Below are 3,444 nucleotides of genomic sequence, written 5' to 3' on the forward strand. Positions count from 1 at the left end.
CTTCTTGGTTGGATTCGGCCGCCGGTGAAAAGAAAAATGGCCCATGTTCCCGGACAATCGTTCCAATGCCTCCTTTACGGAACAGTTTTCCATTTTCATGATCAGGTCTATGGTACTGCCACCTTCAAAGGTCCCAAAATCTATCCAGTAGTTTTCCTTCAATGATACCTTGAAAGAGGCTTGGGTCTCGCTCCGGAACGGGCTGAGGAACCAAGCTTCTTTTTCCGTTTTCCGGACTGGAAAGTGCCCCGACTTGGCCAGCGTGGAAACGATGTCAATGTTGCGGGCTTTTTCGCAGTCCATTCTTTTTTCTCTCATGGTTCTGTTTTTAATCGATTTTTGATGATTTGATGACAAACCTCTGGGGGACCCTATAAATACTGGTTGTTCCCCCGTCATCATTTTGTCATCGTTTCATCACTTTTGTTTTTTTCTTCATTGTCCCTGTCATCATTTTTTATTTTGATGACAGAATGATGACAAAGTGATGACAGCCTAAACCCTTATAAACACTGGGCTTATATCAATCTGTCATCAAATCATCAAAATTTTGGACCAAAAAATTCTTTTTTATGGTAAAGTACCTTCCCTTGGCGTCCTCGGTGTTGATCTCGCCGTTGTTCCAAATGGTGATTTTTTGGTACTTGTTTGAATTGGGCTGGTTGTCCAGTTTCCAATCCTTTTTCAGCAACCGCCTCAATTGGGTCAGGTCGGTCTTGACCCGTGTGCGGTTGAGCATGTGCAGGGCATCGATGGGACAAAGGTCCACCGAGTCCATCTCGAACTTTTCCATGGCACTCAGCAATAGACTGGCCAGTTCCTTCTCCACCCTATTTCGGTTATTGTTCACCAGCTTCTTAAGGGCAGGGGTATAAACCTGTTTAGCTGTGAACCACATTCGGGTTCTTTGTTTTGTGCTGTACCTCCTTTTTGAAAGGAAATCCAAAAAAGCGGGCACTTCCTTGGACAACTGGTCCAGGAAATCGGTGTCCTCCCTTTTAAGTGAAGGAATCTTCCTCACCCAGAACCGGGTCTCATGGGCATCAATCTTGATGAAATTGTCCTCGTTGTTGCTGCAGAGAATAAATTTACCAAAGAATTCCACTTCCCGTTTGTCCTTTCCCTTGGCCTCCAGTTTGTTCCGATTTGTCGTGCTCAAATATTTGATGCGTTCGGTAAGCTCCTCTTTGTTGAACAGTACCTCGTCAACGCATATCAGCAGCTTGTTGGCCCAGTCCGCATTGAACTGGCTTGCAAAGCTGTCATTGGTCAGGTACGTCAGGTTGTTCCCAAAGATTTCCTTGAGCCATTTGAGAAAAGTACTCTTTCCGGTGTTCCTTTCGGTGGAGACCAGACATAGGATGGGGAGCACCTGCACCGGTCTTTGGTACAGGAGTTTCAGATAGTCCAGTCCCAGTTCCAGCTGGTTGCCGAAGATATGCCCTAAAAAGGCCCGTGTTCTTTTGATGGTTCCCTCTTTGGGTTCATGTGCCAAAAGGGAATAGGTATTGTAGAAACCATGGTGTTCCTTTTTGAAGTCCACATGACAGGGAATACAGGCGAACCCATCATATTTGGGCACCTTGCCCAAATAGTCCTTGCCATGGTCCTGCTTGATGATATGCTCGTTCCACGGAACCAGCTGCTCGTTGAAATGTCCCGAAATGGTAGGATACTTTACAATTTTATAGAAAGACGTGCCCACCCTTATATAAGGTACTATTTTCATATTTTGAAATTTTTGAAATCTTAGGGTTTCTATGAAATTATCGTGAGTCCACAAATAATTTAAAGAGGAATTCGACTAGGGAATCGAATCCCCGATCGTTTTGCTTTCCGGTAAAGGCTTCTGTTGGTTCTGCAGCAGCCAACGCACTATCTTTTCCCTTTCAAAGAATATAAGTTTTCCATTGGGCTTGGAGTGCGGGATTTGCCCCGCAGCGGTAAGCTTGTACAGATAACTTCTTGATATGCCGGTGTAATCACAGGTCTCATCAAAGGTCAGTACTTCTTTATTGGCTATCATAAGTCGTTCCAAACGGTCAAGCCGTTCGAGTATCAAAAAATTGTCCATTTTGTTCCTTTTAACGATTAGAAATGAACAAAAGCGCTTTTGTTTTCCTTTGAAGAATTCTTTGGATAAAGATAATAGAGGGCGGAGGGAAAGTAAGGTTTATGGATTGAATTTTATCCACAAAAAATTGATGTGCAAACACTTACATCATATCAGTTCATATCAAACCAAATGAAAAATGGCAAATAAAATTTTGTTCTAAATCAAATCAAATGACATCAATCGAATTTTCTTAGAATACAAGGATATTGAGTTATCAACAATTGAAATAAACAGATATAAAATTTTGGGCACCAATAAACGATTGATTATTGGATGAAAACATTCAGGTAGCTCTGGAATACTGTCTCGAAAAGGGTTAGCTTTTTAAACCTGTTCACTTTACTTCAAAAAAAAGCACCCCGTTTATGAGGTGCTTTTATGTATTTACAAGTAGGAGAATTGACTAGTTTCCTTCACTCAAAGAAAAGCTGCCATCACCACTAAAAGATTCTACTGTAATCGTTACGGTCCATATTCCGGAAGTGCCTGCGTCGGTTACTCCAGAGAAAGAATCGGGCTCAACCGCACCGTTCAATGATCTATTCAACACGATATTTGCATCTGCATCTGTTACCACCATATTGAAGGTACCTTCCGTAGTCGCAGTGATATCGGCATTATAATCCGCTGTACTGAGGTTGTTGTTCCAGCTGAATATACGGGTGGTAGAACCACCGTTGCCGGTAAAACTTGCATCGATGTCACCATTGAAATCCGACCGGTCACCAACGGTAAAGTCGGAAGGGCTTGTTCTTAATGTTGTTCCATTGACCGTTACACTCGCAAAAGGGTCATCATCTTTGCTACAGGCAATGACGGTAAGGACCATTACTCCGGCTATTAAGTATTTAAATAGATTTGAGGTTTTCATACTTTACTATTGATTAATTAAGAATTGTTGTTTTATAGTTTCCATAGGTTAAACAATCATACTAACGAATTCCCTACCCTGATGATATAAAATCATCTTTTTTTGTTGTGAATCGTGCCCTAATAGTTGTGAAATCATTTTTTTTAGAATTCGGCTATCTGTACAATAACGGTAAGGATTGGTTGGCAAAAGTTACTATGGCCGGGAATCTGGTTGATAAAAGGAAAAGAAGGTCAAAGATATCCAATGGGTATATAACTTTTTCAAATTACTCAGAAATAAGTGAAAAAACATCGAAATAGTCCAATTTGCAACAAATAATCAAAAACAAATTTGACCTGAGTTTGCGTGCAAATTGCGTGCAAATAAAAAAAGCTCCAAAAGTTAAAAACTCTTGAAGCCTTACTGTTACTGTGGAGAATACCGGATTCGAACCGGTGACCTCTTGCCTGCCAGG

4 protein-coding genes are annotated in these 3,444 nt (G+C 41.4%); all 4 read right to left on the minus strand.

Annotation, left to right across the window (positions count from 1 at the left end):
• A partial coding sequence (locus AC13CC_RS00005) for a CHC2 zinc finger domain-containing protein (RefSeq protein WP_482876074.1) occupies nt 1-318 on the minus strand: 318 nt, incomplete at its 3' end.
• A 205-nt stretch (nt 319-523) separates the two neighbouring features.
• Nucleotides 524-1,729 carry a primase-helicase family protein gene (locus tag AC13CC_RS00010; RefSeq protein WP_482876076.1) on the minus strand — a complete coding sequence of 402 codons (1,206 nt, stop codon included), beginning with the start codon at nt 1,727-1,729 and terminating at the stop codon, nt 524-526.
• Between the two features lie 75 nt (nt 1,730-1,804).
• Nucleotides 1,805-2,074 (minus strand): helix-turn-helix domain-containing protein, encoded by a 270-nt coding sequence (locus tag AC13CC_RS00015; RefSeq protein ID WP_482876077.1) that lies wholly within the window; start codon nt 2,072-2,074, stop codon nt 1,805-1,807.
• A gap of 445 nt (nt 2,075-2,519) precedes the next feature.
• Nucleotides 2,520-2,987 (minus strand): hypothetical protein, encoded by a 468-nt coding sequence (locus AC13CC_RS00020; protein ID WP_163624464.1) that lies wholly within the window; start codon nt 2,985-2,987, stop codon nt 2,520-2,522.
• Between the last annotated feature and the right edge of the window lie 457 nt (nt 2,988-3,444).

Source organism: Flagellimonas sp. L-11, assembly GCF_056857735.1.